A 24,966-nucleotide genomic window follows, 5' to 3' on the forward strand; every position below is an offset into this window, starting at 1 on the left:
CAAGAATAAAATTTATTCTTGTCAATGCAGCGAATCAGAAACTTAAAAATTGATTGGTTCTTCTTAAATGAAATAAACTTAGTGAACATTCAAAAATAAACTGCATCTTGAAAGTAAAAATCATTATTGTCACATGATGCAATACCGTTAATGTTAATATTCTTATTAAAGTTTTTATTTAATAGAATAACTGAATGCATTACAATAAGTCCTTTCAATGTTTATTTAATAAATTAAACCAATATGATTTATAAGTCAATGGAAATAGTAAAAAAAACAATCAATTGATAAAAAGTGTAATATTTACCTAATTTATTGTACCAATTTTTACACTTTTTATCAATTAGCACTTTGGTGTGCTAAAAAACTCTGTTAACTTAATTTAATGAATATTAGTTAAATTATATTTATTTAGTAAATTGTATTAGAATTTTTATATTGACTTATCTTTAAAAATCACTATAATATTAACGTTATGGAAGTATAGCTCAGCTGGTTAGAGCACACCCCTGATAAGGGTGAGGTCGGTGGTTCGAGTCCACTTATTTCCACCACGGGGACGTAGCTCAATTGATAGAGCACCTGATTTGCACTCAGGAGGTCGTGGGTTTGACCCCCATCGTCTCCACCATTAAATGAAATAAAGAGAGTTAAAAAATAACTAGCATGTGCTAGTTATTTTTTATTGTAAACGTTTGTAGTAGTAGAAAAAAGTCCATTGTATTAGGCAATACAGTGGACTTTTTTTGATTTAAAGGATGTTTGATTGCATATGTAAAACTAATAATTACACGATTACTTTAACAGCATACAGTACTAAAAAATTATGAGTAAACAAAAAGGAAGAATATAGTAAGGCAATTAGTACTGTATTAATTAAGTTTTTATTTAAATTTGGAGTAAATTCAAATTGAATTAATAATTACATAACATTATTTTTTATTGAGTGTGCGGATAACCGATTAAGCTATCCGCATAATAATTATAAGAAAAAAGAAGCTTAAAATAACAAAAATCGATGGTGATAGACCTGACTTTATCTTTTTTTCTTTGAAAAATAAGTGTTTTTAAACCATTTTTAGAAGCGCAAAGAATCGATTTTTCTTCTAAATCAACCATTCTTATTGTTTTTTTTATAAAAAAAACAATATTCAGCGATTCTTTTAAAATTAAAAAAAATGATGTTATTTCTATATTGTTACTCGTCAAGTTTAAACAATTTATCCTTTAGTTTTTCATCCTTTATTTCTTTATAAAGTTCCCTTCTCAGTTTTCTTTTCTCGTAAAGTTTGAGTGAATCTTCATAAAAATAAAGGTACTTTTTTATTTTATTTAAACTATCAAAAACTGCAGCACGACTAACTTTAAATGTTTCAGCAATCTCAAGTAAGGATAAATCTTGGTGGTAGTGAAGGGTAAAATAACTAATTTGCTTAGCAGTAAGTAGACACTTATAAAGATCAAACAGATCAATTAAATTAAAGCGTTTGTTTTCCATCTAATTTCATCCCGGTAACCATACCATCAACATAAGATTCAAGGTCAAATACCTTAAGGTCTTCAAGTTTTTCTCCAAGACCAATTAATTTAACCGGAATATTAAAAGCATCTTTGATGGCAAGAACTATCCCACCCCGTGATGTCGAATCCATTTTTGTTAGTACAATCCCTGAAATTTTAGTTGCTTCATTAAATGCTTTAGCTTGAGCAATTCCACTTTGGCCAAGTGTAGCATCTAAAACAAGTAGTGTTTCGTGCGGAGCTGATTGATCAAACTTATGAATAACATCGTGAATCTTTTTCAACTCATTCATCAAGTTTACTTTGTTTTGTAGACGGCCAGAAGTATCGACGATAACAAGATCATATTTTTCACTATAACCTTTCTCTAAACCGGTATAAATAACACTTGCAGGGTCTTGTCCTTCTTTAGTTGGTTTAATAATTTCCACACCAAGACGGCTCGCTCATACAGAAAGTTGTTCAATCGCACCAGCTCTGAAGGTATCACCAGCAACAAGAAGAACCTTTAGTTTTTGGTCGACAAATTGCTTGGTTATTTTTGCAATACTAGTCGTTTTTCCAACTCCATTAACTCCTACAACAAGTACAACATTAGTTTTGTTTTGTTGAAGATTAATGTCAGTATTAATGTCGGTATCCTGAATGTAGTAAAGAAAAATCTTATCAACAATGATGGTTTTAATGAGAATCGGATCATTTACTTTTTGGTAAAGAATCTCGTCTTTAACCGCTTCAATGATTTTGGTTGCCGCAACATAACCAACATCATACCCAATAAGAACTTCGAGAAGATCATCGTACCATTCTTCATTAATTTCAACATAATTTTTAGCAAGATCATTAATTGCTTGATCAAGTGCATTTGACGATTTTCTTAATCCCTCATTAAACTTGACCATTGAGTCATCATCTTTTTTTAGAATTCTTTGCTCATCAAGTTTAGAAGCAATTTCCTCGCTTTTTTGCTCCGCATCTTTTTTCTTGAATCGACTAGTTATTTTGTTTCATAAGTTACGAAAAAAACCCATTATTGTGCTCCCTTATATTTATCATGTAAATCATTTAATTTCATTTTAATGAATGATGAAAGTCCTTGGTTCGACATTTCAATACCAAGAAGAGAATGACAATTTTCTCAAGTACCTTGACGATGGGAAATAACAAGAAACTGAGTGTCTTTTGATTGTTTATTAATTAGTTTACCGAACTTATCTACATTATGAATATCAAGTGCGGCTTCTGCTTCATCAAGAATGACAAGTGGAAACTTCGCAATCGTTAATAAGGTAAATAAAACCGTAAGCACAACAAGTGTTCTCTCTCCACCAGAAAGAAGAGCAAGTGGAACCCCTTTTTTACCAGGTGGATTAGCAATAATCTCAATTCCGGATTCAAGGACATTTTTTTCGTCTTCAAGACGGATAAAACAAGAACCACCATTAAATAAATAATTAAAGATTTCTGGTAACTTTTCATTAGTCTCATTAATGATCTTAAGAAAATCCTGTTTAGCTTTTTTATCAAGGTCGTTAATGATAGCAAGCAGATCTTGAACCGCTCCTGTACACTCTTCTAGCTCTTTATTCTTCTCATTAAATTCTTTTTCTTTAAGAGAATAATCCTCAAGCACATTTAGATTGATATTCTTAAATCCTTGTAAGTGGAATTTAAGGTCCTTTATTTGTTGTTTTGCTTGAGCATCGCTATAACCAAGAGCACGATTACTATATTCTTCAATTGCTCTTTCAGGAGTTAATTGATAGTCTTCAATAATAATTGATTTATTCATTTCAATTTCTCGTCTATTGATTTCAATATTATTGATCGCTTTGTTTTCTTCAAGTTTTAAAGCATTAAGTGTATCTTTATCTTTAATATATTTTGATCTTTTTTCATCAATTGTTTTTTGAATACTGTTATATTGATTAAAAAAATTAGTAGCCTCCATTTCTTTTTTTAAAACGGAAGAAGAAAGTTCATCTAATTTCTGTTGATTTAAACTTATTGAATTTTTTAAGTCTTCCTTTGTTAAACTACTCTTTGACAGTACATTGTATTCGCTTGTTCATTTTGAAATATCTTCATCAAGTTTTTCGATTGCATAATTAAGTCGCTGAATGTTGTGTTTAATGGTGTTGACTTCACTAGTTAAGTCTTCGACTCCCTGTCGGGCATTATCGTATTTTTGATTAACACTACGGTACGATGAAACAAGTTCTTCAACTTTCTTCTTTTGGTCTTCAATTTTTTGTTCAAGGTTAAGAGTTGAAACAAGGTGACGACCTGACCCACCCGATACCGCTCCCATACTGTGAATGACAGAACCATCAAGAGTAATTACCTTATAATTTTTATATGTAAATTGGCTTAAAATTTCAGCATTATCAAGGTTGTCAACGATGATTATATTACCAATTAAATTATCAATAGCAATTTTGTATTCGGGCTTAATTTTAACAAGATTATTTGCTGTATCAATAAAACCTTTTTTGGTGTTTAGAATATCAATAAATTCCTTTTTAATTTCTTTCGCTTTAATATCTTTTAAAGGTAGAAAAGTCGCATAACCACCGTTGTTTAATTTAAGAAAATTAACACATTTCTTAGCACTCTCATTATCTTTAACAACGACATTTGAAATAGCTTTACCAAGGGCTGTCTGTACTGCAACTTCATACATTTCCTTAGTTGAGATTAAACGACCGATTGTGTCAATGACTCCGTAAATATGATCTTTATTTGAAAGGATGGTCTTCGCTCCTTTTTCCAGACTTGACATATTTTCGTATTCATTTTCCATCTTTTCAAGTGTGGTTTGCTCTACTCGAAGAGATGTCGCACTCTGGTTTCGTTCGTCCTCAAATTTAGTTAATAAGTCTCTTATCGCTTGGTATTGTTTTTCTTTATCTTCAAGTTCCTTGTTAAAGAAATCAAGGTCTTTTTTAGATGTTTCAAAGGTTGACTGATCATTTGAAATTAAAGTCTTTAAAGCGGCTAATTTTGTCTCAACAGAAGAAGCATTAGTGACTTGGTTAGTAAGGAGAATTTCAGTGCGATTTTTTTCGTCTTTGTATTGATCAATCTCACGTTTAATTTTCGCAATTTCATCATTAATTTGATTGTATTTAGCGAGAGAAAAATCTTTGTCGTTAACAAGTTTTTTAATCTCTTCATCACGGATATCAATATCTGGTGTTATTAAACTAATTTTATTTCGTGTATTACGAAGAAATTCTTCATTTTCACCTAGATTGATTGTGTGGTGTTTTAACTCACGACTAGTAATAACTAACTCAATATCGGTTAACTGATTTTTGAGTTTTTGATATTGGTCAAATTTAGCTTTTTGATCTTCAAGTTTCTGTAAATCCTTCTTTAGTTCAAGAACAATATCATTAATTCGATTTAGATTTTCGTTTGCACGATCAAGATCGCGTATTGATTCTTCTTTTTTTCGGGTGTATTTACTAATCCCGCTAGCTTCTTCAAAAACCTTTCGCCGATCAATCGGTTTAGCATCATTAAACCAACTTACTGTACCTTGACTTAAAATACCAAGCGAACCTTTTAATAGACCACTATTGAGAAAAAGCTCAGTTATGGTAGATAGTTTCGCTTCTTCGTCATTGATAAAATATTTATTTGTGTCGGTTTTTTGGTCATACTCACGAGTAACTTTTAATTCAGGATCAAGATTATTAAAGATATTGTCAATATTGTTAAAAACACATGACACTTTCATCTTTGTCGCTTTTTTTAGTTGAGCATTTCCATTAAAAAGGAGATCATCTTTTTTACCACGAAGTTGCTTCGCACTATGCTCCCCGATTAGTCATTTAAGAGCATCAACAATGTTTGATTTACCAGCTCCATTAGGGCCAATAATTCCTACCATTTGGTCATCAAAAGGGATGGTAACTTCATTACCAAAAGATTTAAAACCTTGGATGACCATTTTCTTTAAAAAGGGCATATTAATCTTTTTCTTTATTAATTAAAATAATGTAATCCTTTAAATTATAAAGATTTATTATGTTTGTAAGCATTTTTACTTGACAAAAAAATAGCCCGTTAAGAGCTATTTTCGTAAACTTGATGTTTTTTTGGCCTAGCGATCTTTATAAGCTATTAAAATTGCTTTATTATCGCTAATTTTCGCTTTCAACTGCAACCTTTTTTTATCATCGGTTTCTTTTTCAAGTTGTACACTAAGTTGATCAATTTCTTTTTGTAGTTGATCGGTATCAACATCATCAAACCACACAAAATAATCACTAAACAATCTGATTTGCTTCTTTTCGGCATAGATAATCCCTTCAAGGATAACCATTTTTTTTGGTGTTGATGTAGGGCTTGAGCGAATGTAGCAAACACATCCTTCGATTGGAGACATCAGTGGGTTGTGTTCTGGAAGAATGGTGATTCTTCCTTCACTTGATTTAATCTGCAAACTATAAATTGCTTCAGTGTAGGTTTGAGCTCTTGGAGTAACAATTTTAAGAAGTGTGGTATTAGCCATTTTGTTTTCCAGCTTTAGCTAAGACATCAGCAATTGTCCCGACATATAAAAAGTGTTGTTCGTGAATGTCGTCTAACTCACCATCAAGTATCATTCTAAATCCTTCGATTGTGTCTTCAAGTTTCACAGAAAGTCCTGGTTGACCACTAAACTTTTCAGCAACGTGACTTGGTTGACTTAGGAAGTTTCTAATCTTTCGAGCACGAATTACAACTTGTCGGTCTTCTTCACTTAATTCGTCAATCCCTAGAATAGCAATAATATCTTGTAATTCAAGGAAACGTTGAAGAATTTGAACCACTCGACGTGCTACTGTATAGTGTTTTAAACCAACAATAAGCGGGTCAAGTAGTCTTGAAGTACTTTGAAGTGGTGAAATAGCTGGATAAAGACCTAAACTAGCGATAGCTCGGTCAAGCACAACCTTCGCATCAAGGTGACTGAAAGTTGTTGCTGGAGCTGGGTCGGTTAAGTCGTCAGCTGGTACATAAACCGCTTGTACTGATGTAATTGATCCTTTTTTTGTTGATGTAATTCGTTCTTGCAGTTGACCCATTTCAAAAGCAAGAGTTGGTTGGTAACCAACAGCGCTAGGCATACGACCAAGCAGGGCAGATACTTCGGAACCGGCTTGTGTAAACCGGAAGATGTTGTCAATGAAAAGTAACACGTCTTGACCGAAACTATCACGGAATTCTTCGGCCATAGTAAGACCAGAAAGAGCAACTCTCATTCTCGCTCCAGGGGGTTCGTTCATTTGACCAAAGACAAGTGCTGTTTTATCAAGCACACCACTCTCTTCCATTTCGTAATAAAGGTCGTTACCTTCCCGAGTTCGTTCACCTACCCCGGCGAAGACAGATAATCCCCCGTGGTTCTTAGCGACGTTGTGGATTAACTCTTGCATTAAGACAGTTTTTCCAACCCCTGCACCACCAAATAAACCAATCTTCCCCCCTTTAGCAAAAGGGACAAGAAGGTCAACAACTTTAATTCCCGTTTCAAGAATTTCAATGTTTTCCGCTTGCTCACTAAATGAAGGAGCTGGACGGTGGATTGGCATTGTCTTTGATTTTGGTTTTGGTTTTCCGTCAATTGGTTCCCCAACGACATTAAACATACGACCAAGAACTTCAAGACCAACTGGCATTTGTATTGGTCGTCCCGTGTTAGTAACTCCCATCCCACGAACAAGACCATCTGTTGTGTCCATCGCAATGCATCGTGCGATATTATCCCCAATTAATTGAGAGACTTCTAGCACAAGATTATTTTCGTTATCAACAATCAATGCATTGTTTACTTGTGGTAGTGCATCAGATGGAAAGCTAACATCGACAACAGGACCTAGAATTTGAATAATTTTTCCTTTGTTTTTGCTATACATATATCTCTCCTAAAAATAGATTAGTCATCATCGTTACTACCACCGACAATTTCAGTAATTTCTGATGTAATTTTGCCTTGTCGTAATGTGTTGTAGACTAGTTTGTAATTTTCTGCAAGTGCTTTCGCATTATTTGTTGCAGCATCCATTGCGTTTCGTCGAGAAGCGTTTTCGGAGATTTTTGAATTCATTAAACACCCAAGTAGGATTGTGCTAATGTAATTTGGCAAAATTTTTCTTACAATCGCTTCCTTATTTGGATGGAAGATAATGATATCGTTTTTAACAGATAGATGACTCTTCATATGTTCAATCGTTGAAGTATCAAAAGGTAAAACCTGAAGTGTTTCAACCTCAAAGGTAATAGCATTAATAAACTTCGTGTAAACGATGACAACACGGTTAACTTCACCGCTAAGATAAAGATCAAGGACTTCCTTAGCAAAAGCGTGAGTCATATCAAAATTTAAATCATTATCGTTCAAATTAAAGAACTTTGCGACTTGATTTGATCGACCTTCAAATCGCATAAAGTCATTACCTTTCTTACCGATGGTAAAGGTAATGTCGTTGTCAGTTAATATTTCTTTGACAACTTTGTTGACATTATAGTTGTAACTTCCAGCAAGACCCATTGTTGAGTTAATAGTAATATAAAGAGTTCTGTCTTTTGCGTTTTCAACATTAAGAAAACCAATGTCCTTAACTGTCGAAAGAAGAAGACCTATTACTTCGTAGAAGTCAGCACTATATTCCTTTATTTGTGCAAGATGATCCCGTTGACGTTTTAATTTAGCCGTCGCTACAAGTTTCATTGCATTCGTAGTTTTAGCTGTGGTCTTGATCGATGTTATTTTACGTTTAATCGTATCTAATGACATCTTTAAGCACCTACATGATTAGTCATTAATGATTGATTTTTCTTCATGTTCTTCTTTTCAAGCTTAGCTAGTTTGTAAGCAGCTTTTTCCTCAGCTGTTTTCTTCGGTTTAAGAACAGTAACAAGTTTAACAATAAGGATAACTGATGTAATCATTTGAGGCATCATTGTAGTAATGAATACTCAATAATAAGCAACGATTTCTGGTTGGTCAAGATAGATATAAGCTCTAGCTAAAGTTTGAAGTCTAATTTGACTAGCACTTGATAAAGTTACATCGTGTCCATTATGGTGATATGTTGCTGTCACATCTCTAAATTCATTTATGAATTTAGCAAATCAAGAGTCGTTGTAGAAAGTTTGACCGTTTTTGGTTGTAATTTCGACACCAGTTGATGAATTGAAGTTGCCAAGTACTTTGACCGCAAAACCCCATGTGTTGTTGTGGTTAATTAGCCCTTGAGCATGAGCATGAAGGAATGCTTCAATGGCCTCTGTAGCCTTCTTAATATAGGCCTCGTTGTATTCCTCAGTCGGAAGAATTGGTTTGTGTGAGGCGATATTTGAAGCTCAGTCATTAAGTAATCCATTCTCTCTTAAATCAAGCAATATTTTGTAGTATTTTTGATAGTCCGCATGCGGATCATATTCTACAAATTTCATTAATGAGTCTTGTGTTTTAATATCAGCAATAACATCCTTAAATAGACCGTCTTCAAAAAGACGACGTCCAATTTCAAATGATGGAGCTAAAAGAACTACCATTGCGATAGCAACGCTACTTAGCGCAACGAAGAGTACAAGAGCGGAAATAAATCAAGGCGTAAAGATTTGTTTTGCTTTTGATTGGGCAAGAAATTCGGTATATGTTTTGTTCATCTTTATTTGCATACTATTTTAAATAAGTGAAACCACTTGGCCCTTTCTTCATATCGTAATCACTAAGATCTTTTGGATTATTATATTGGAATACCTTCTTCGCAAGAAGGACACCAGCTTTCTTACTTCCTTCGAAGTATGATTCATAATCTTTTTTAGAAGTCTTAACAGAAGTTGTTTTATAAGTACTTCAACCTTTTGAAAGACTAGTGTGAAGTTTTTCTTCAAGGTCAAATTCCCCAAGGACTTTTTTAATCGGAGAGGTAACATAAACAACAACACGTTCAACCTCTTCACTTGGGATTACTTTGTAGAATAAAGTTGTTTTCTTGTTTTCAAACAATTCGATTGCTTCATTCTTACTTAGACTAATCATAATAGTCTGCTTTTGAATACCTTCAATTGCTTCATTAGATTGAGTCAGTTTTTGACTTTCACGACGTCTCTTTTCTTCTTCATCTTCACTCGTAATTGATGTTTCTTCGTTAGATGCTGAATCACTCACCATATCGTCATCGTGCATCATAATATCTTCAACAACCATTTCGTGAATTTCATCAGAAGGGTCTTGTGAAACAGTTAGAGTTTCGTCATAACTTTGGTCTTCGATGATTTCATAATCATGTTCTTGACACATCTCAACCATTTCTTCATCCATCGGAGTCTCATTAACAGTCGCATTCATCATTTGACTACCTTTTTCAATCTTATCGAAATAGACTTTGTCTTCTTCGCTAAGCATTGTATGATTCTCATCATTGTAAAGGAAAAGATTGATTGCTCTTTGAATAGCATATTTGAAAGCAGGAGTATTTTCCTTAGTAAATGCTTTATTCTCATCAAGATCTTTACGTAGATTTGTACCTTTGAAGTAATCGATTAGATACTCTTTAAAGTCTTGAATCTTTTCAACAGGGACTTGGGAAATCATTTTTTCTTTAACTGTGAAAAGAATGATTGCTTCATCCGTTTGTTGATATGGTTTGTTTGGTGCTTGTTTAATAACAGCCATCACACTTTGACCAAGTTTAAGGATTCGTTTTGTTTCATCATCAAGGTCAGAACCGAATTGACTAAACGCTTCAAGTTCTCGGTAGTTTGCTAGTTCAAGTTTTAGCGAAGCACCTGTTTGTTTAACTGATTTAATCTGAGCAGCAGACCCAACCCGTGATACAGATTGACCAGCATCAATCGCAGGTCGTTGACCAGCATTGAATAATGAAGTCTGCATAAATAATTGACCATCAGTAATCGAAATAACATTTGTTGGAATATATGCTGAAATATCCCCAGCTTGTGTTTCAACAATTGGAAGTGCGGTAATGCTACCAGCACCTAGACTGTCGTTTAATTTACATGCCCGTTCAAGCAAACGACTATGAAGATAGAACACATCCCCGGGATAGGCTTCACGACCAGGTGGTCGACGAAGTAGTAACGAAATTGTCCGATATGCAATGGCATGTTTTGATAGGTCGTCGTAAATAATTAAGACGTCCTTACCTTGGTGCATTCAGTATTCCGCGATGGTTACCCCGGTATAAGGGGCAATATATTGAAGGGCAGGTAATTCTGAACTCGTTGCTGAAACAACGGTTGTATATTCCATTGCTTGGTTTCGCTCAAGTGTTCTTACAACATTAGCAACAGTTGAGTTCTTTTGACCAATTGCAACATATACACAGTATACATTTTTCCCTCTTTGGTTAATAATGGTATCAAGAGCAATAGTTGTTTTTCCTGTTTGACGGTCACCAATTATTAACTCTCTTTGTCCCTTACCAATCGGGAACATACTATCGATTGATAGAATACCAGTTTCAAGTGGTTGGTGAACTGATTTACGATCCATTACCCCGTGTGCAATTTTTTCAATCACATCGGTGTGTTCAGTTTTAATTTCACCTTTATTATCAATTGCTTTACCAAGAGCATCAACAACTCGTCCTAAAAGGGCATCCCCAACCGGAACTGAAACAATCCGGTTAGTTCGATAAACCTTATCCCCTTCTTTAATCCCAGAATAATCTCCAAGTAAAACAATACCGACAACATCTTCTTCAAGGTTAAAAGCAATCCCTTCAACCCCGTTTTGAAAACGAACAATTTCGTTTAACTGTACATTATCAAGAGCATCTGCAAGAGCAATCCCGTCCCCAATTGAGATTACAGATCCGGTTTCTTTTGATTCAGGATGGTCATTAAGGTTCTTGATTTGGTGCTTAATCAAATCAACTAGTGAGTTGGCTTGATTCTTATTTGTCATATGCTCCACCCTCTTTCTTTATATTTTGACTTAAACTGTCTAATTTACTTTTTAATGAAAAATCATTAATCTCAGAATTAACTTTCACAACGATTCCACCAATCAGTGACTCATCAATAATTTCAGTAAGAACGATATCTGCTTGATAACGTTTTTTAAGGATATCAATTAATTTCATCTTTTGTTCTTTTGAAAGACTAAAAGGAGTTCTGGCTTCCGCATTATGGTATTTGACAGAATAGTTTTTTAGCTTGTTATAGATGATTTTTGAATACTTGTCTAATTTACTTGTACCCATTAATGATTAATTCCTTCCTGTTGAAAAACGGCTTTTAATTTACCGATTACAGAGTTATCAATGGTATTTGAGTTAAAGGTAACGACAATTCCACCGATGATGTTTTTATCGACGATAAATGTTGGTTTAAATTTCACACTATATTTTTTTTCAAGCGATTCAAGGAGTCTAGTTTCTTGATCTTTTGTTAATTCAAAGGCAGTTGTGATTTCAATTTCAACTAATTTAAGTTCATTGTTTAAAAGTTTTATTGATTTAGTAAGGATGTCCTTAACTAGACGAAATAAATCACGGTCGATAAGAAGAAGAAGAAAGTTAAGCAAGTACTCTTCGATTTCATTTTCAAAAATCGCTTTAATTTCTTTTTTTCTTACTTCCTTATCAAGATCAACTTCTTGAATGTATTCGTAAAATCCTGGAGCTTCTTTAAAAGCTTCCTTAATTGTTTCAAGGTGGATAAGGTATTTTTCAACCTTGCCTTGGTCACGAGCTAATTCAAATAGTGCATAAGAGTATTTTTCAACTATTTTAGTTTTTTTCATAAGTTAATTAATGATTAACAGCTTTTTTAGGAGATGATGAATCAAAATCCTTGATGAATTCATCTACTAATTTATCGTTGTCAGCTCTGGTAATGTTTTTCTTAATTAAAGCTTCAGCTGCCACAAAAGCGGCTTCCTTAGCTTCTCTTGTTAGACGGTCAAGATTTGATTTATATTGGTTTTCGATGTCAGTTGTTGCTGATTTAATCATATGATCAGCATTTTCCTTCGCAAGACGTTCTTGTTCGATCATATAGTTCGAAGCTTCTGTTTTAGCTGAAGCAATAATTTCATTAGCTTTGTTTGTTGCTTCAAGTTGTTCTTTCTTAGCTTCTTCCATATATAACATTGCCTCTTCTTTTGCTTTTTCTGCATCAGTAATTTCTTTAGCAATATATTCACGTCTTCGATCTAACATCTTATTTGTTGGTTTTCAAATCATTCAAAGAATAATTGAGAAAACAAAACACATCGCAATCACTTGAGCAATAAATACTCAAACGTTAGGGAACATTGTGTTAATAATTTCAGCAGCATTAAGTTCAGGAATGTCAGCTGTACAACTTGCTAAAAACGGAATCCCGATTGCAGCAAGTCCAGCTACACCAAAACTAGCTAACAGTTTATTTTTTGTTTGTTGTTTCATTAGTTTCGACCTCCTCATTCTCGTTCTTATTATTTCTTGTTAATAAATTAATAAAGGTAATAATTAAGCAACGAAAACAATTAGAATCGCAATAATCAAGGCATAAATCGCCACCGCTTCGGCAAGGGCAAGACCTACAATCATTGTAGAAAGAATCTTAGGTTGTGCTTCTGGGTTACGAGCTACAGCATTTACCGCTTGTGAAGTTGAGAAACCTTGCATAACCCCAACGAAACCAGCAGCTCACATAGTCATGGCAGCACCAACATACTTACCTAGATAAGCAATTGATGCACCATTTTGCAGAGTACCTACTTGATTAGGCTCAATGTTAGGTAATGCACCAGTTTCAAGGTGAGACGCAATAACTCCTGTAATATCAATAAATGATGACATAATAAAACTCCTGTTTTAATTAATTAAATATTTTATTAATGAGTGGCAGAAACTGCATTCGCTTCTAGATTAACTTCTTCTCCGTTCGCAATTCTTCTTGCTTCTTCTCGCTTACGAAGTTTTTCAGCTTTCATATGTGCCACATGTTCTCAATGTTCTTCAGCCTCACGGATTTCAAGACCTCATGTAATACTTGAAAGTAATGTAAACACATAAGCTTGAATTGAACCGGCAAACATTGTGAAGTACCCGATTAGAATTGGTAAAATCGTCATTGAACCAATCAGTGAAATTCCAACTCAAGGAACAACATTAGTAAATCCAGCAAAAGCTCAGAATGTAATGTTTAACAATACAGCAGCGGCTGTAATGTTACCTCAAAGACGGAATGTAAGAGAAATAATTGGAGATAATTTACTCATTATTTCAAGTGGATTTATCATAATTGGGATTTTCTTAATCTTAAAAGCGAACTTCGCAAAGTAACTAGCTTTTTGGTAACGTAGAGCAACGAATTGACCACCAATAATGCTAAAGACAGCCATCGCAAGCGGTACCGCTGAAGCGGTTGTCCCTTCTTTAAAACCAAAAAGGGAAACCATATTCGCTGTGAATATGAATGAGAAAACAAATAAAATAGCGGGAGCTAATTTAACATATTTCTTTCCCATTGTATCAACAACAAGACCACGAATGAAGTTCACAATCATGCCAATGATGATGACGAATCTGTTAGGTATATCATGTACCTTCATTTTTCGCACCATTGCATAGTAAACTGAACCAATTACTAAGATAATTAAAGTTACCATAATAATTGCACCAATATGCGGAATTGCAAAATTGGGATTCAATGGTTCATAATTTTCCATCTCTTCACCTTCCTTTAAATGTACTTTAAATTGTTTTTATTTTTTTATTGTAAAGTAATCCTTGTAACAACATACTTACAATTTGGCCAAGCATAAGCAAACCAGAAAAGATAAACAACGAATAAATTTCAAAAATTTCCACACCAAGTATGCTATTAACAGCTGTTCCAATTAATACTGGACTGGCCATTAATAAATTAAAAAAAATATGGATAGCAGCGAAAATAAAAGTATTTCCTTGCCGCAGTAATCGATATTGTTTATTTGTAGGTGCATTAATTAATTTATTAATTCGCATCGAAAGTAGCTTATTAACAACGACGTTTCTTAAACACATCAATAAAAAATTAAGTGTGGTACTAATTAAGAAAGAATAAAAAAATCTTTCTCAATTCGGTGCTACAATAGCTAAAAAAATGACTACGATTAATGAAATCATAGTAATTGGCAAAAATAGCATCAAATAATAATTGAAAGATTTTTGAATTTTCATTGAGTTGTTGTTTACTTTGGGCTTAATCGGCTTAGTTCTATTATATAGAATTAAAGACCGATATTCTAAAGAATATATCAATAAAAGAGCCAAGATGATCGATCTTTAACAATGAGTAAGAGTTAAGAGTGAGATAAGGTGACGATAAAAAAGAGATAAGAGTGGAATAAAGAAAATAATAAACACAAAAACTGATTGAAAATTATTAAGATATATAAATGAGGTAAGGTATGAATCAAATTTTTATACAAATTTTAGATAAAAATGAAGAAATGGCAAAGGCGACAATGCCGGTTGTCCTTCGTGTAAAGGAAAACATTATTCCAGGGGTTTTCCGAAAACTAGAGTCTTTTAAAAAACACGAAAAGTTAGAAATGATTGATGATAAAATCTACATCAAAATTGACGGTGTTACCTTTGTAATTTATTATCCGACTTTAAATAAGGTTCACTGTCAACATTCATGTACTGGTTTTATTCATCAAGTGAAGGAATTTAGCGACTTGCACCTTGAACGGATTGACATTTGCAATTCCCTTTATGAAAAAAACAAAATTTCTTTGCTAGTTGAGTTAACAAACTATGTAATTCAAACATTTGATCGATTTATTACTTGTGTTGACCTTTTTAGTGTTCATATGCAGACTGATAACTATAAATATTTTGCTAATTATATTTACCGTTATGAATATTTATTTGATTTGAACTGATACAAGGAAGCATTCCGGATTGAGTATAGTGAAAAGTACAAAGGAATTTATGTTCACTATTTAAACGGTTTTGGTTTCCTTGATTTTGTGTTAAAGGATAACAATAAAGACCACCATTGTTTGGTACGAAAGGCCATTGAAATCTTAAAAAATATTCTTGTCTCTGATGAACAAGGAGTTGAGAATTACCTAGATTGTCTACGACACGATTACATCGTTTCTACTTTTGTTGATCACTCATCAAAAGTCTATTTAATCCAAAAAATCTAGAGTAAAAAAACCAGGGCAACCTGGTTTTTTCTTATACTTCCATTTTTGAAATTACTTTGTACTCTTTATTATTTCTTTCCTTTCGGGTAAGAAGACGAATTCTCATTAATTTAAATATTAGACTATTTAGAACAACGGCGATATCGCTTGTTGCCATAATAAAGACAGCAATAAAAGCTGGAATAATCCCGACAATAGCAAGTGGGATAAAGATAATATTATAACCAAAAGCTCACAGCAAGCTCGAAATCATAAAACGTCGAGTGTATTTAGTCGTTTGGATAATTTTAATGATGTTAACAATATCAGGATTTAATAAGTTAATGTCACTAACGGCATTAACCGCTTTATTGTGAACGCCGATGGAAACCGAAAGGTCACTTTGCTTAAGAGCAAGAAGGTCGTTTATACCGTCACCAACATACATAACAACATTACCTTCGTCTTGAATTTTTTTAATAATGTGTTGCTTTTCGTCTGGTTTTACTTCGTAAAAAAACTCCTTAATGTTTAACTTATTTGCAATATACTTAGCAGCACCATATTGGTCGCCGGTAATCATATAAGTTTTAATTCCGTTGCTATTTAACCATTTAATTGTTTCATATGCATCTTCCCGGATTTGGTCAACAAAAATAAGGATAGTTTTAACAATCTTGTTTTTCGCAAGACAAACATAAGAGTAAAGTGCATCTTGATTTTTAATTTCATCTGTTAAATCAACATCAAAAATGAAACCATTTTCCCGAGCATATTTGTATGAAATCATATGGAAGGTGTCGTTATCTTTCTTCGCTACAATTCCAACTCCGGCAATTTCCTCGATATTAGTAACACTTTCATCGGGTTTAATATCATTCCGTTGTGCATAGTTTACAAATGCTTTTGCAAGTGGATGAATTGAAACTTGTTCCATACTATTCATTACACTTAGATAATCATAATCACCAACCACTTTATCTAGGACAAGTTTACCGTGTGTTAGTGTTCCTGTCTTATCAAAACAAACAGCATTAATTTTTTTTATCTTTTCAAAGATTTGTGAATTGTTATAAACAATTCCATTTTTGGCCGCACGAGCAGCACCAATTAAGACCGAAAGCGGAATAGCAATACCGAATGCACAAGGACACGAAATAACAAGCACAGCAATGAAAACATAAACGGCTTTATCAACAGTAGCGGCATAACTATCAATGTTCCCATTAATGTGGTTATTATGACTTAAATTCAAGAAGTTAACATTGTGAAGAGAAGGAACATAAAGTTGAAGAAGAAGACCAAGAATCGCAAAAAGCAAAATAATCGGAGTAAAAATCATTGCAATTTTATCCGCAATCTGCATTAACTTTGGTTTATCGTTAGCAATTTTGTTAACACCATTAATGATCTTTTTAATTGTTGAATCAGCAAACCGTTTTGTGATTTGCATAATAAACGGATTTCCAATGTTAATTGCTCCAGCAATTAACTCATCGTTAACCTGTTTTAAAATTGGACGAGCTTCACCAGTTAATGAAGATTCATCAACTTCACAACTATCTGAAACTAATTTTCCATCTAGCGGAATTCCTTCACCTTTTTTTACTAAACAGTAATCACCAATTTGAGCGATAAACACTTTTTTAGTTGAAACTTCTTTAGTTACTGGATCATAAAAGTGGTATTCCTTAATCTGAAGGTCATTTAAGGACTTAACATCCTGATTAGCTTTTAATTTAATTTTGTCATTGACAAGAAAACCAACTGACATTGTCGCAATAATCATACATGCCGTTTCATAAAAACCATGACCAGTTGTTTGTTTATCAATAGTTATTTTAATTAATAAATATGTACTATAAATGAAAGCAGAAAGGGTACTTAGGACAATGAGAATGTTCATCCCTGGTTTCTTCCATTTAAAAATTTCAAAAAAAGCATTTTTAAAATAACTGTAACCTAGACCAAAAATAACAACAATTGAAAAAGCACAAACAATTCAACCATAAATAATTCTTTGATCAATAGTCAATCAAGATGGTGTATCGAACATAAATCACATTTCAAAAACCATTAAAGGTAATGAAATAATCATTGCAATCGAAGTGATAGAAAGCGACTTTATGTAATTTTTTCTCGTTGTTGGTAGTTTTTTTCATCTATCACGAAGTGATAATTTTGATTTATTCTCAATCGCAATTGAAGGTTGCTTAAGTACTAGTTCTTTTTCTATCATAACTTAATATTTATATTCTTCAAGCACCGTTGAATCAAATCCACCATTTTTCATAGCTTGAAGCACATCCTCTTTCGTATAAAGATTTTCATCAAATTCAACTTCAATTTCTTTTGAAAGAATATTTATGTTCAGTGAGTTAAGTTTTAACAATTTAAGGCTATCTGTGATGTTCCCAGCACAACTACCGCAACTTATATTATCTGTGGTTAATAAAAGGTATGTCATAACAAGCCTCCTTGTAGAATAAACGGAACAATTAAAATATAACATAATAACTATAACAAATATTTCTTTTTTATTATTTTTATAAGTTCCATAAGGGAAAAATTTAAATAAATTTGGTTAAATTCAGAAATTTCCCCATTCTTCATCCATCTTTTTTCAACCTTCTTTATCTCAAAAAGTGAAAAAACCGCTCGCTGTATTAAGGGTAATTTCACCAATATATCAACGGTGATTTTCAAAGTATCAATCCGCTCTTATATGGTTAATTAAAAGTTCTTTTTTGAACCATTCAAAGAGTTTCTGCGAAACCATTATTGGAATTGAGCAATCAATCGTTAATGTCTCATCATTAAAAATTGATTGATGAGTTGACAAATCATAGATATTACTTTTTAATTTTGACCAGTCATAATTATTTTTCTCAACTTCTGACTTATCCATAATCATTAAGAACATCTTATCTTTGAAACAAAAAAATTTATAGTCGGTGGCAAGAGTATTTTTTGAAATTAAAGGTTCGATGATGACCCTTGTTTTAATAAAACGATAACACCAAGTTTGATAGAAGTTTTTAGGTTCAGCGACAAAAGGTTCTTTTAATAATTGGTTGAAAAAATTAATTGCCTTAATTAACTCCTTCTCAGGAGTGTCTTCGTGAATAATCAATACTTCCTCGTTCTCGGTACTATTTGAAGTTTTTATGATAAAAGGTCGTTTAATTTTCTTTAATTCATCAAGACTTAATAAATTTTCAGCATCATAGATTTTATAAGTGTCAACAAGGAAAATATCAAGCATTAATTTAGCCATCATTTTCTTAAACTCAACCTTGTCAACAAAAGGCAATATGCCGCATTGGTTAGTATTAAAATACATATGGACTAACTTTTCATTATAGGTTCTCGGTTGATCAAAGTCCGGTGTATAACCCATTTCTTCAATGAAAATTTTAGTAAACTCATCCTTAAACTTTTTACGGTCAGAAAGGTAGTATAACTGAGTTATAGAATCTAACTTTTTGATATTTTCGTCTGTAATCATAATTAATCCTCGATTTCAATACAAACCCTGGTAACTTCTTTAATAGGATGGTAGCTTTTTTTACTATCGTTTATGTTTTTAGAAGAAGCATCATCCTGTCGATCAATATAAGGACTAGTAATATCGTTATTAATTAGATTCCTAGTTAAAAGAAACTGATAAGCTCCCCGGATGTGACGCATTGTTTGTTCAATGATAATTTCACTAATTTCTTCATTTAAATAAACCAAGGTAAAACCAACAATATTGCTAGTTTTATCCTCTACCATAACACTACCTTTAAAGTCATTTACATTATAGAACTTTTCTATGATGTCAATATTTGCTTGTACCATTAAGTTATAAGCATCACGATTTGTTTTAATATCTCAGGTAGAAAGAAAATTAATGACGTCCTTTTTATCGGTTTTTTCATCATAATTTCTTACTGTATATTCAGTACCGTGATTCTTGATAAAGTAGTTAAGATTGTTTCTTTTTTTCTGTAAAGATTTGCCACCCAAAGTTTTTAATTTCTCAGTTTCATAAATAAAATTAGCACTTCAACTATACAATTCTTTATGTTTAAGTGTTAATGTTTCACCTTGGAGAAAATCCCTTGATAAACCATTAAAAATAGGAATAATATTTTGAAAACTTGTCCTAAGTTTCTTCATTCCAAAAGAAACTAAGAAATCTAAACTAACATCCTTGTGACTAAAACTGTAAATAACAAAATATTTACCATTAAAACGATTTACAAATTCATCTGTCTCAATTTGTTTTAAATCATCATTAGCGATACCATAAAAAAGAACAATCCTTTCTTCCTTGAAGTATTCAAAAAAAATATCGTAACCATAGTATGTCCAGAGACAAAGAGTAAGACCAGAAATAGGACAATGACTTCCAATTTCCTTCTTGTATTCATTAACTTTACGGAAGTTTAAGTTAGTTAGTTTTGTAATCATAATTATCAAAAAATCCACCATAAAGGTGGATTGTAATTCATTTTAACGCTTTGTAAATTGTGGAGCTCGACGTGCACCATAAAGACCGAATTTCTTACGTTCTTTCACACGCGCATCACGTGTTACAAGTCCAGCTAATCTTAAATCTTTTTTAAGTTCAAAGTTAGCTTCGATAAGTGCTCTTGTAAGTCCAAGACGAACAGCACCTGCTTGACCTTTAAAACCCCCACCATAAACAACTACACTAGCATCAAAAGTATCTTTTGTTTTAGTTAGTGTTAATGGTTGAAGCATATCTTGAATTACTAGCTTATTTGGAAAATATTGTTCTGGTGAACGGTTATTAATTGTAATCTTTCCAACACCTGGTGTTAATTTAACACGAGCTATTGAAGATTTTCGTCTTCCAAGACCTTTATATTCAACATTCGCCATACTTTATTATTTTCCTTTCTTATTAGATAAATCAAGTGTTATAGGCATTTGTGCTTGGTGTTTGTGTTCTTCGTCAGCATATATAAACAACTTTGTTATCATTTTTCTAGCTAGTTTGTTTTTAGGTAGCATACCTTTAACTGCACGATAGATTAATTCTGGTGAATACTTTGAAACCATTTCTTTACCACTACGAGTTCTAAGACCACCAATATAGTGACTGTGATTATATCAATTTTCACCTTCAAGTTTGTTACCAGTTAAAACGATTTTGCTCGCATTTGTAATAACTACAAAGTCTCCACCATCAACATTTGGTGTGTAATCTACTTTGTTCTTACCACGAAGAATATTCGCAACTAAAACAGCTAATCGACCAAGTACTAAACCATCAGCATTGATTAAGAATCATTGCTTACGACTATCAGCTTGTTCTTTTTTAAGCATTGTTGTCTTTTGCATATTTACTCCTTAAAATTGTTAATGACAAAACAAATATCCAATAAAAGATATTTGTTGCGGAAAATAGATGTAATGTAACGTTAGTAAAATTATAACCGAAAATATTTTTTTATATAAATATCTTTCTAATATTTTTTTAAAATTTAATTTGTTTTTATATATAATTGAAATTAAGAGGGGTTCGCCCCTTTTTTTAAACTTTACGTAAGAAACGATAATGATGATTTAGAGTATTTTAAAAACTAATAATTAAATGATATTAAAGATGATTACTTTCTTCTTAGAAAAAAACATTTATATTATTTTGGTTTAAAATTATTTATTCAAGGAAATTGAGTAAAAAAAGAAAAGTATTGTATGAAAGTTATTTTAGTTTGTAATCTATGCAGTAGTCGGAACTACCAGACAGAGCGAAGCAAATATGCTCTTAAACGTCTTGAACTAAACAAGTTTTGTAAACATTGTAATCAACAAACGTTACACAAGGAGCAACGTTAGATGGCTAAAAAAGAAAAAAAACATAAAACCTACCAAGACCGAGAATTCGAACGAATCGATGAGTATGAACGAGAGCAACAAGAATTAAAAGAAGCTCAAATGTTAATTGCCGACCGCTATATTAAGGGTAAAACTAATGTCTACAATAATCTTAAAATCCAATATCAAAATAAGATTAAGAGTCATTCATTTAAGATGCTTCCTAAAGCTGAAAAAACAAATTACATAATTCAAGCGAAGCATCTTTTAAATGAAACTAAAAACGAAATCATTGAGGAAAAAATCAAATTTATCAATACTTTTGAAACAAAAAACTACAAAATCAAAAGATGATGATATGGACTTATTAAGGAAATTAAACGAGTTCAATGAGCTAGATCAAAGTCAATTCTTACTAGTTTCATTATTGTTATTGTAATTGTAATATTACTAGCTGCAATCTTCTTCGGTATTGATTCAGCCTTCTTAAAATTAACTACAAAATAAAGGATTGTTATGGCAAAAAGTTATAAATTAAAGGATTTGGATAAATCACTTTTAGACGCTCTTAAGATTACAAATGTGATTCCGCATCAGTGATATATCATCACTGTAGTATCAGGTTACGAAGACCAAGTAATTAAAAACTTAAAAGATAAAATTACTGGTTACGGAATGGCTGATAAACTAAGTGAAATCAAGGTCATCAAAGAAAAATATCGTGATGTTAAAATTTACAGTAAATTCGAAGCTCCTAAGACAATGCGAAACACGAAAATCACAAAATGAGAAACAATCATTGTTGACGGAGAAACAAAATATCGTTGTTCAAAAATTAAAGAAGGTAACAAATTTAACGGCTATCTGTTCATTAAAGCTGAAATGACTGATCAAGTTTGATTCTTAATTAGAAATACTCAAATGGTAACTGGTCTAGTTGGTTCAAGTGGTAAAAATGTTAAACCAATTCCGGTTAGTGAAGAAGAGATTTTAAAATTAATTGAGCAAAACGAAAAGCAAAAGAAAATTGCAGCAGAAACTTGAATCAAGGATTTTGAAAAAATTGGTGATGAAGTACAAAAGAAAGACGAAAAAGTTTCTTCGTTTGAACCTAACCTGAATGAAACTGAAATTGATTTAAGCTTGTCTACGACTTCTTCAAATGAATCACCGGATGAAAAAATAATCACCTATGAAGAACCAACTAATTACCATTTTGTCAAAGGTCAAACCATTAAAATTACTGGTGATTCATTCTATGGTGAAATCGCTAAAATTGTTGAACTTGATGATGCAAAACAACAAGCTACAATTGAGTTTGAATTCTTCGGACGTTTGAACCGTTTAACTCTAGCTTTTAGCGATATCGAAGAAACTGATGAAATATTAATGTAGAATAGTAACCGAATTGGTTACTTTTTTTATATTATTTATTTTTCATTCGGAAATTAGCTAATAAAATTCCAGTGGCTACAGAAACATTGAGCGATTGAACATTACCAATCATAGGAATGTAAATTGCTAAATCAGAGTTCTTGACAACCTGCATCCTAACTCCTATATCTTCGTTACCGACAACAATACAGGTTTTACTTGCATAATCAACCTTAGAGTATGAAAGTGCTTCATTGTTCAGGGTTGATGCATAAATAAAAAAATTAATTTGCTTTAATTTTTCAATTGCAATATTTAAGTTGCTTACCTTAATTAAATTGAGATAGTTAACTGCTCCCATACTGGTTTTAATGACATGATCATTAATCGCTGCTTGGTTGTTTTTTGAATAAATAACTGCATTTACACCAAAGGCATTTGCAGTTCTTAAAATAGCACCAAAATTACCTGGATCTTGAATATGATCTAACATTAAAATTAATGCATTCTGTTCATTTTTTAATTGGTTTATTAATTCATCAATGCTTTTTTCAACCACCATATTTTCTTTCATTACAAAACAAACACCTTGGTGGTTAACTCCGTTAAAATGATTAAAAAAGTGTGGTTTTTCAATAGTGTAGGAAATATTATGAAGATTTAGTAACCGTATTGCTTTAACATTAGATTCAAGTACATGAACTTCATTAATAACCCCATTATTACTTAATGCATCGTTTAATGCTTTTCAACCAAAATTATATTTTTTCATACTATAAAATGTTTTCAGCCATTAAATCAGCACGTATCTTATCAGCTTCTTCGTATTCTTTATTATCAACTTTTTCCTTTCAAGAAAAAAGAAGACGATTAACATCTGATGAGTGTTTATCAATGAAATTAATACCAAAAAGCTCAAGGATGTAAATAATCTTACCAATAGTAATCGCTAACTCATCATAATTTTCATCCTTAATATACTTATTAACATCTTTTAGGTGGTGACGCAAAATATCAACACCTTGGACAAGATCAAGGTCGTTTTCCATCGCTTGATCAAAATCATGATGTTTCTTTATTAAAGGAATTGATGAAAGTTGATTGTTAAATAAAAGAGCATTCTTACCAAGGTTAATGGTGTTCTCCATCTTTTTAACTTCCCGGGCAAGATCCTCCATAATTTGTTCACTATATTTAATAGGAGAACGATAGCTCGTCTGCATAAAGAACCAACGAAGAACGCGAAAATCATACTTCGTAAGAATATCTTTAGTAAGAATGAAATTATTCAATGATTTTGACATCTTTTCATCATTGATTTCGACAAGACCGAAGTGCATCCAAACTGAAGCTAAATTCTTGTCGTGCATTGCTACATTCTGGGCATTTTCATTTTCATGGTGGGGAAATTTTAAATCATTACCACCACCGTGGATATCAACAGAATCACCTATTAAATGATTAATTAAACAAACACATTCGGTATGTCAACCAGGACGACCAACACCAAATGGAGCATTAAAAACTATCCCTTTATTTGTCTTTTTTCAAAGGACAAAATCTTGGTCATTTCTTTTATTTTCATTGTTTAAAATGCGCTTCCCTGCGATATCACTAGCTAAATTACGTTTACTTAGTTGACCATAATTTTTAACCTTACTAGTATCGAAATAATAATCCCCGTTAATCTCATATGCATAACCTTTTTTAATCAATTGATCAATATAATTAATCATTTGATCAATATAATCAGAAACACGAGGATTCATATTAGGAAGAGCATTAAGAGCTCTTTTAACATCATTATAATGATTTAAAAAAAGTGTCGAAACAGCTTCTTCACTTTGATTTGTTTCAAGAGCATAATTAATGATTTTGTCATCAATATCTGTGATGTTACTAACATAGTGAACTTCATTATTCTTGGATAACAAATAACGGTAAAGAACATCCATTGTAATTAAGGGACGAGCATTCCCAATGTGAGTGTGATTGTATACCGTAGGCCCACAATTATAAATAGTAATCTTCTTATTTTTAAGCTGTTTAAAATCGTTTGTGTAAGAGTCAAAAATTTTCATATTAATACCTTTTGTCTA

The 24,966-nt window shown here is 32.3% G+C and carries 26 protein-coding genes and 2 tRNA genes; 6 read left to right on the forward strand and 22 right to left on the reverse strand.

From position 1 onward, the window contains the following. The first annotated feature begins 477 nt into the window (after positions 1 to 477). Positions 478 to 554, forward strand: a tRNA-Ile gene (locus tag T416_RS0101710). A gap of 1 nt (position 555) precedes the next feature. Beyond that, a tRNA-Ala gene (locus T416_RS0101715) sits at positions 556 to 631 on the forward strand. Between the two features lie 567 nt (positions 632 to 1,198). Here the strand turns inward: T416_RS0101715 and ylxM are convergent. The 14 genes from ylxM to T416_RS0101790 form a co-directional block, all read right to left on the reverse strand. Then, positions 1,199 to 1,498, reverse strand: a complete 300-nt coding sequence (ylxM, locus tag T416_RS0101725; RefSeq protein ID WP_031489109.1) for a YlxM family DNA-binding protein — start codon at positions 1,496 to 1,498, stop codon at positions 1,199 to 1,201. Then, positions 1,479 to 2,552 (reverse strand): signal recognition particle-docking protein FtsY, encoded by a 1,074-nt coding sequence (ftsY, locus tag T416_RS0101730; protein ID WP_031489110.1) that lies wholly within the window; start codon positions 2,550 to 2,552, stop codon positions 1,479 to 1,481. Before ftsY ends, ylxM begins: the two co-directional genes overlap by 20 nt. Next, the gene (locus T416_RS0101735) at positions 2,552 to 5,497 is read right to left on the reverse strand and encodes an AAA family ATPase (RefSeq protein ID WP_031489111.1); all 2,946 of its coding nucleotides are present in this window, start codon (positions 5,495 to 5,497) and stop codon (positions 2,552 to 2,554) included. Before T416_RS0101735 ends, ftsY begins: the two co-directional genes overlap by 1 nt. A 135-nt stretch (positions 5,498 to 5,632) precedes the next feature. Continuing rightward, positions 5,633 to 6,043 (reverse strand): ATP synthase F1 subunit epsilon, encoded by a 411-nt coding sequence (gene atpC, locus T416_RS0101740; RefSeq protein ID WP_031489112.1) that lies wholly within the window; start codon positions 6,041 to 6,043, stop codon positions 5,633 to 5,635. Beyond that, positions 6,036 to 7,430, reverse strand: coding sequence for a F0F1 ATP synthase subunit beta (gene atpD, locus T416_RS0101745; RefSeq protein WP_031489113.1), 1,395 nt, complete (start codon positions 7,428 to 7,430; stop codon positions 6,036 to 6,038). Before atpD ends, atpC begins: the two co-directional genes overlap by 8 nt. A 20-nt stretch (positions 7,431 to 7,450) precedes the next feature. Continuing rightward, the gene (atpG, locus tag T416_RS0101750; protein WP_031489114.1) at positions 7,451 to 8,311 is read right to left on the reverse strand and encodes an ATP synthase F1 subunit gamma; all 861 of its coding nucleotides are present in this window, start codon (positions 8,309 to 8,311) and stop codon (positions 7,451 to 7,453) included. Between the two features lie 2 nt (positions 8,312 to 8,313). After that, on the reverse strand, positions 8,314 to 9,189 hold the full coding sequence (locus T416_RS0101755; RefSeq protein WP_031489115.1) for a hypothetical protein: 876 nt from the start codon (positions 9,187 to 9,189) through the stop codon (positions 8,314 to 8,316). A 13-nt stretch (positions 9,190 to 9,202) separates the two neighbouring features. Beyond that, on the reverse strand, positions 9,203 to 11,455 hold the full coding sequence (gene atpA, locus T416_RS04035) for a F0F1 ATP synthase subunit alpha (protein WP_031489116.1): 2,253 nt from the start codon (positions 11,453 to 11,455) through the stop codon (positions 9,203 to 9,205). Then, complete coding sequence (locus T416_RS0101765) at positions 11,445 to 11,753, reverse strand: F0F1 ATP synthase subunit delta (protein ID WP_031489117.1); 309 nt, start codon at positions 11,751 to 11,753, stop codon at positions 11,445 to 11,447. The genes atpA and T416_RS0101765 overlap by 11 nt, the downstream gene beginning before the upstream one ends. Beyond that, positions 11,753 to 12,295: an ATP synthase F1 subunit delta gene (gene atpH, locus T416_RS0101770; RefSeq protein ID WP_031489118.1), complete on the reverse strand. Its 543-nt coding sequence runs from the start codon at positions 12,293 to 12,295 to the stop codon at positions 11,753 to 11,755. Before atpH ends, T416_RS0101765 begins: the two co-directional genes overlap by 1 nt. A 7-nt stretch (positions 12,296 to 12,302) precedes the next feature. Next, positions 12,303 to 12,941: a F0F1 ATP synthase subunit B gene (gene atpF, locus T416_RS03955; protein ID WP_084277138.1), complete on the reverse strand. Its 639-nt coding sequence runs from the start codon at positions 12,939 to 12,941 to the stop codon at positions 12,303 to 12,305. A 63-nt stretch (positions 12,942 to 13,004) separates the two neighbouring features. Beyond that, positions 13,005 to 13,337, reverse strand: coding sequence for an ATP synthase F0 subunit C (gene atpE / locus T416_RS0101780; protein ID WP_031489120.1), 333 nt, complete (start codon positions 13,335 to 13,337; stop codon positions 13,005 to 13,007). A 35-nt stretch (positions 13,338 to 13,372) separates the two neighbouring features. Continuing rightward, positions 13,373 to 14,209, reverse strand: a complete 837-nt coding sequence (locus T416_RS0101785) for a F0F1 ATP synthase subunit A (protein ID WP_084277140.1) — start codon at positions 14,207 to 14,209, stop codon at positions 13,373 to 13,375. 25 nt (positions 14,210 to 14,234) lie between these two features. Beyond that, entirely contained in the window at positions 14,235 to 14,507 is a 273-nt protein-coding gene (locus T416_RS0101790; protein ID WP_211246919.1) for a hypothetical protein, read from the reverse strand. A 467-nt stretch (positions 14,508 to 14,974) separates the two neighbouring features. Between T416_RS0101790 and T416_RS0101795 the strand changes: the two genes are divergently transcribed. After that, positions 14,975 to 15,682 carry a hypothetical protein gene (locus T416_RS0101795; protein WP_156953971.1) on the forward strand — a complete coding sequence of 236 codons (708 nt, stop codon included), beginning with the start codon at positions 14,975 to 14,977 and terminating at the stop codon, positions 15,680 to 15,682. A gap of 31 nt (positions 15,683 to 15,713) precedes the next feature. Here the strand turns inward: T416_RS0101795 and T416_RS0101800 are convergent, their stop codons facing one another. The 6 genes from T416_RS0101800 to rplM form a co-directional block, all read right to left on the reverse strand. Next, positions 15,714 to 17,900, reverse strand: a complete 2,187-nt coding sequence (locus tag T416_RS0101800; protein ID WP_051675915.1) for a heavy metal translocating P-type ATPase — start codon at positions 17,898 to 17,900, stop codon at positions 15,714 to 15,716. A 3-nt stretch (positions 17,901 to 17,903) separates the two neighbouring features. After that, positions 17,904 to 18,128, reverse strand: a complete 225-nt coding sequence (locus tag T416_RS0101805) for a cation transporter (protein ID WP_031489125.1) — start codon at positions 18,126 to 18,128, stop codon at positions 17,904 to 17,906. Between the two features lie 117 nt (positions 18,129 to 18,245). Continuing rightward, complete coding sequence (locus T416_RS0101810; protein WP_031489126.1) at positions 18,246 to 19,169, reverse strand: ATP-grasp fold amidoligase family protein; 924 nt, start codon at positions 19,167 to 19,169, stop codon at positions 18,246 to 18,248. Between the two features lie 2 nt (positions 19,170 to 19,171). After that, positions 19,172 to 20,119, reverse strand: coding sequence for a phosphatidylglycerol lysyltransferase domain-containing protein (locus T416_RS0101815; protein ID WP_031489127.1), 948 nt, complete (start codon positions 20,117 to 20,119; stop codon positions 19,172 to 19,174). A 42-nt stretch (positions 20,120 to 20,161) separates the two neighbouring features. Further along, positions 20,162 to 20,554 (reverse strand): 30S ribosomal protein S9, encoded by a 393-nt coding sequence (rpsI, locus tag T416_RS0101820; RefSeq protein WP_031489128.1) that lies wholly within the window; start codon positions 20,552 to 20,554, stop codon positions 20,162 to 20,164. Between the two features lie 6 nt (positions 20,555 to 20,560). Continuing rightward, positions 20,561 to 21,016: a 50S ribosomal protein L13 gene (gene rplM, locus T416_RS0101825; protein ID WP_031489129.1), complete on the reverse strand. Its 456-nt coding sequence runs from the start codon at positions 21,014 to 21,016 to the stop codon at positions 20,561 to 20,563. Between the two features lie 321 nt (positions 21,017 to 21,337). Between rplM and rpmG the strand changes: the two genes are divergently transcribed. Genes rpmG through nusG form a run of 3 tightly spaced genes read left to right on the forward strand, consistent with a single transcriptional unit; the run spans position 21,338 to position 22,888 of the window. Beyond that, complete coding sequence (gene rpmG / locus T416_RS03745) at positions 21,338 to 21,514, forward strand: 50S ribosomal protein L33 (protein WP_281169480.1); 177 nt, start codon at positions 21,338 to 21,340, stop codon at positions 21,512 to 21,514. Continuing rightward, positions 21,515 to 22,000 carry a preprotein translocase subunit SecE gene (secE, locus tag T416_RS03650; RefSeq protein WP_031489130.1) on the forward strand — a complete coding sequence of 162 codons (486 nt, stop codon included), beginning with the start codon at positions 21,515 to 21,517 and terminating at the stop codon, positions 21,998 to 22,000. A gap of 9 nt (positions 22,001 to 22,009) precedes the next feature. After that, on the forward strand, positions 22,010 to 22,888 hold the full coding sequence (gene nusG, locus T416_RS03960) for a transcription termination/antitermination protein NusG (RefSeq protein WP_031489131.1): 879 nt from the start codon (positions 22,010 to 22,012) through the stop codon (positions 22,886 to 22,888). A gap of 31 nt (positions 22,889 to 22,919) precedes the next feature. Here the strand turns inward: nusG and rlmB are convergent, their stop codons facing one another. Continuing rightward, complete coding sequence (gene rlmB / locus T416_RS0101840) at positions 22,920 to 23,639, reverse strand: 23S rRNA (guanosine(2251)-2'-O)-methyltransferase RlmB (protein ID WP_031489132.1); 720 nt, start codon at positions 23,637 to 23,639, stop codon at positions 22,920 to 22,922. A 1-nt stretch (position 23,640) separates the two neighbouring features. Then, positions 23,641 to 24,948, reverse strand: a complete 1,308-nt coding sequence (gene cysS / locus T416_RS0101845) for a cysteine--tRNA ligase (protein WP_031489133.1) — start codon at positions 24,946 to 24,948, stop codon at positions 23,641 to 23,643. Positions 24,949 to 24,966 lie beyond the last annotated feature (18 nt).

Origin of the sequence: Ureaplasma canigenitalium ATCC 51252 (assembly GCF_000712165.1) — a bacterium.
Taxonomy (GTDB): Bacteria; Bacillota_I; Bacilli_A; order Mycoplasmatales; family Mycoplasmoidaceae; genus Ureaplasma; species Ureaplasma canigenitalium.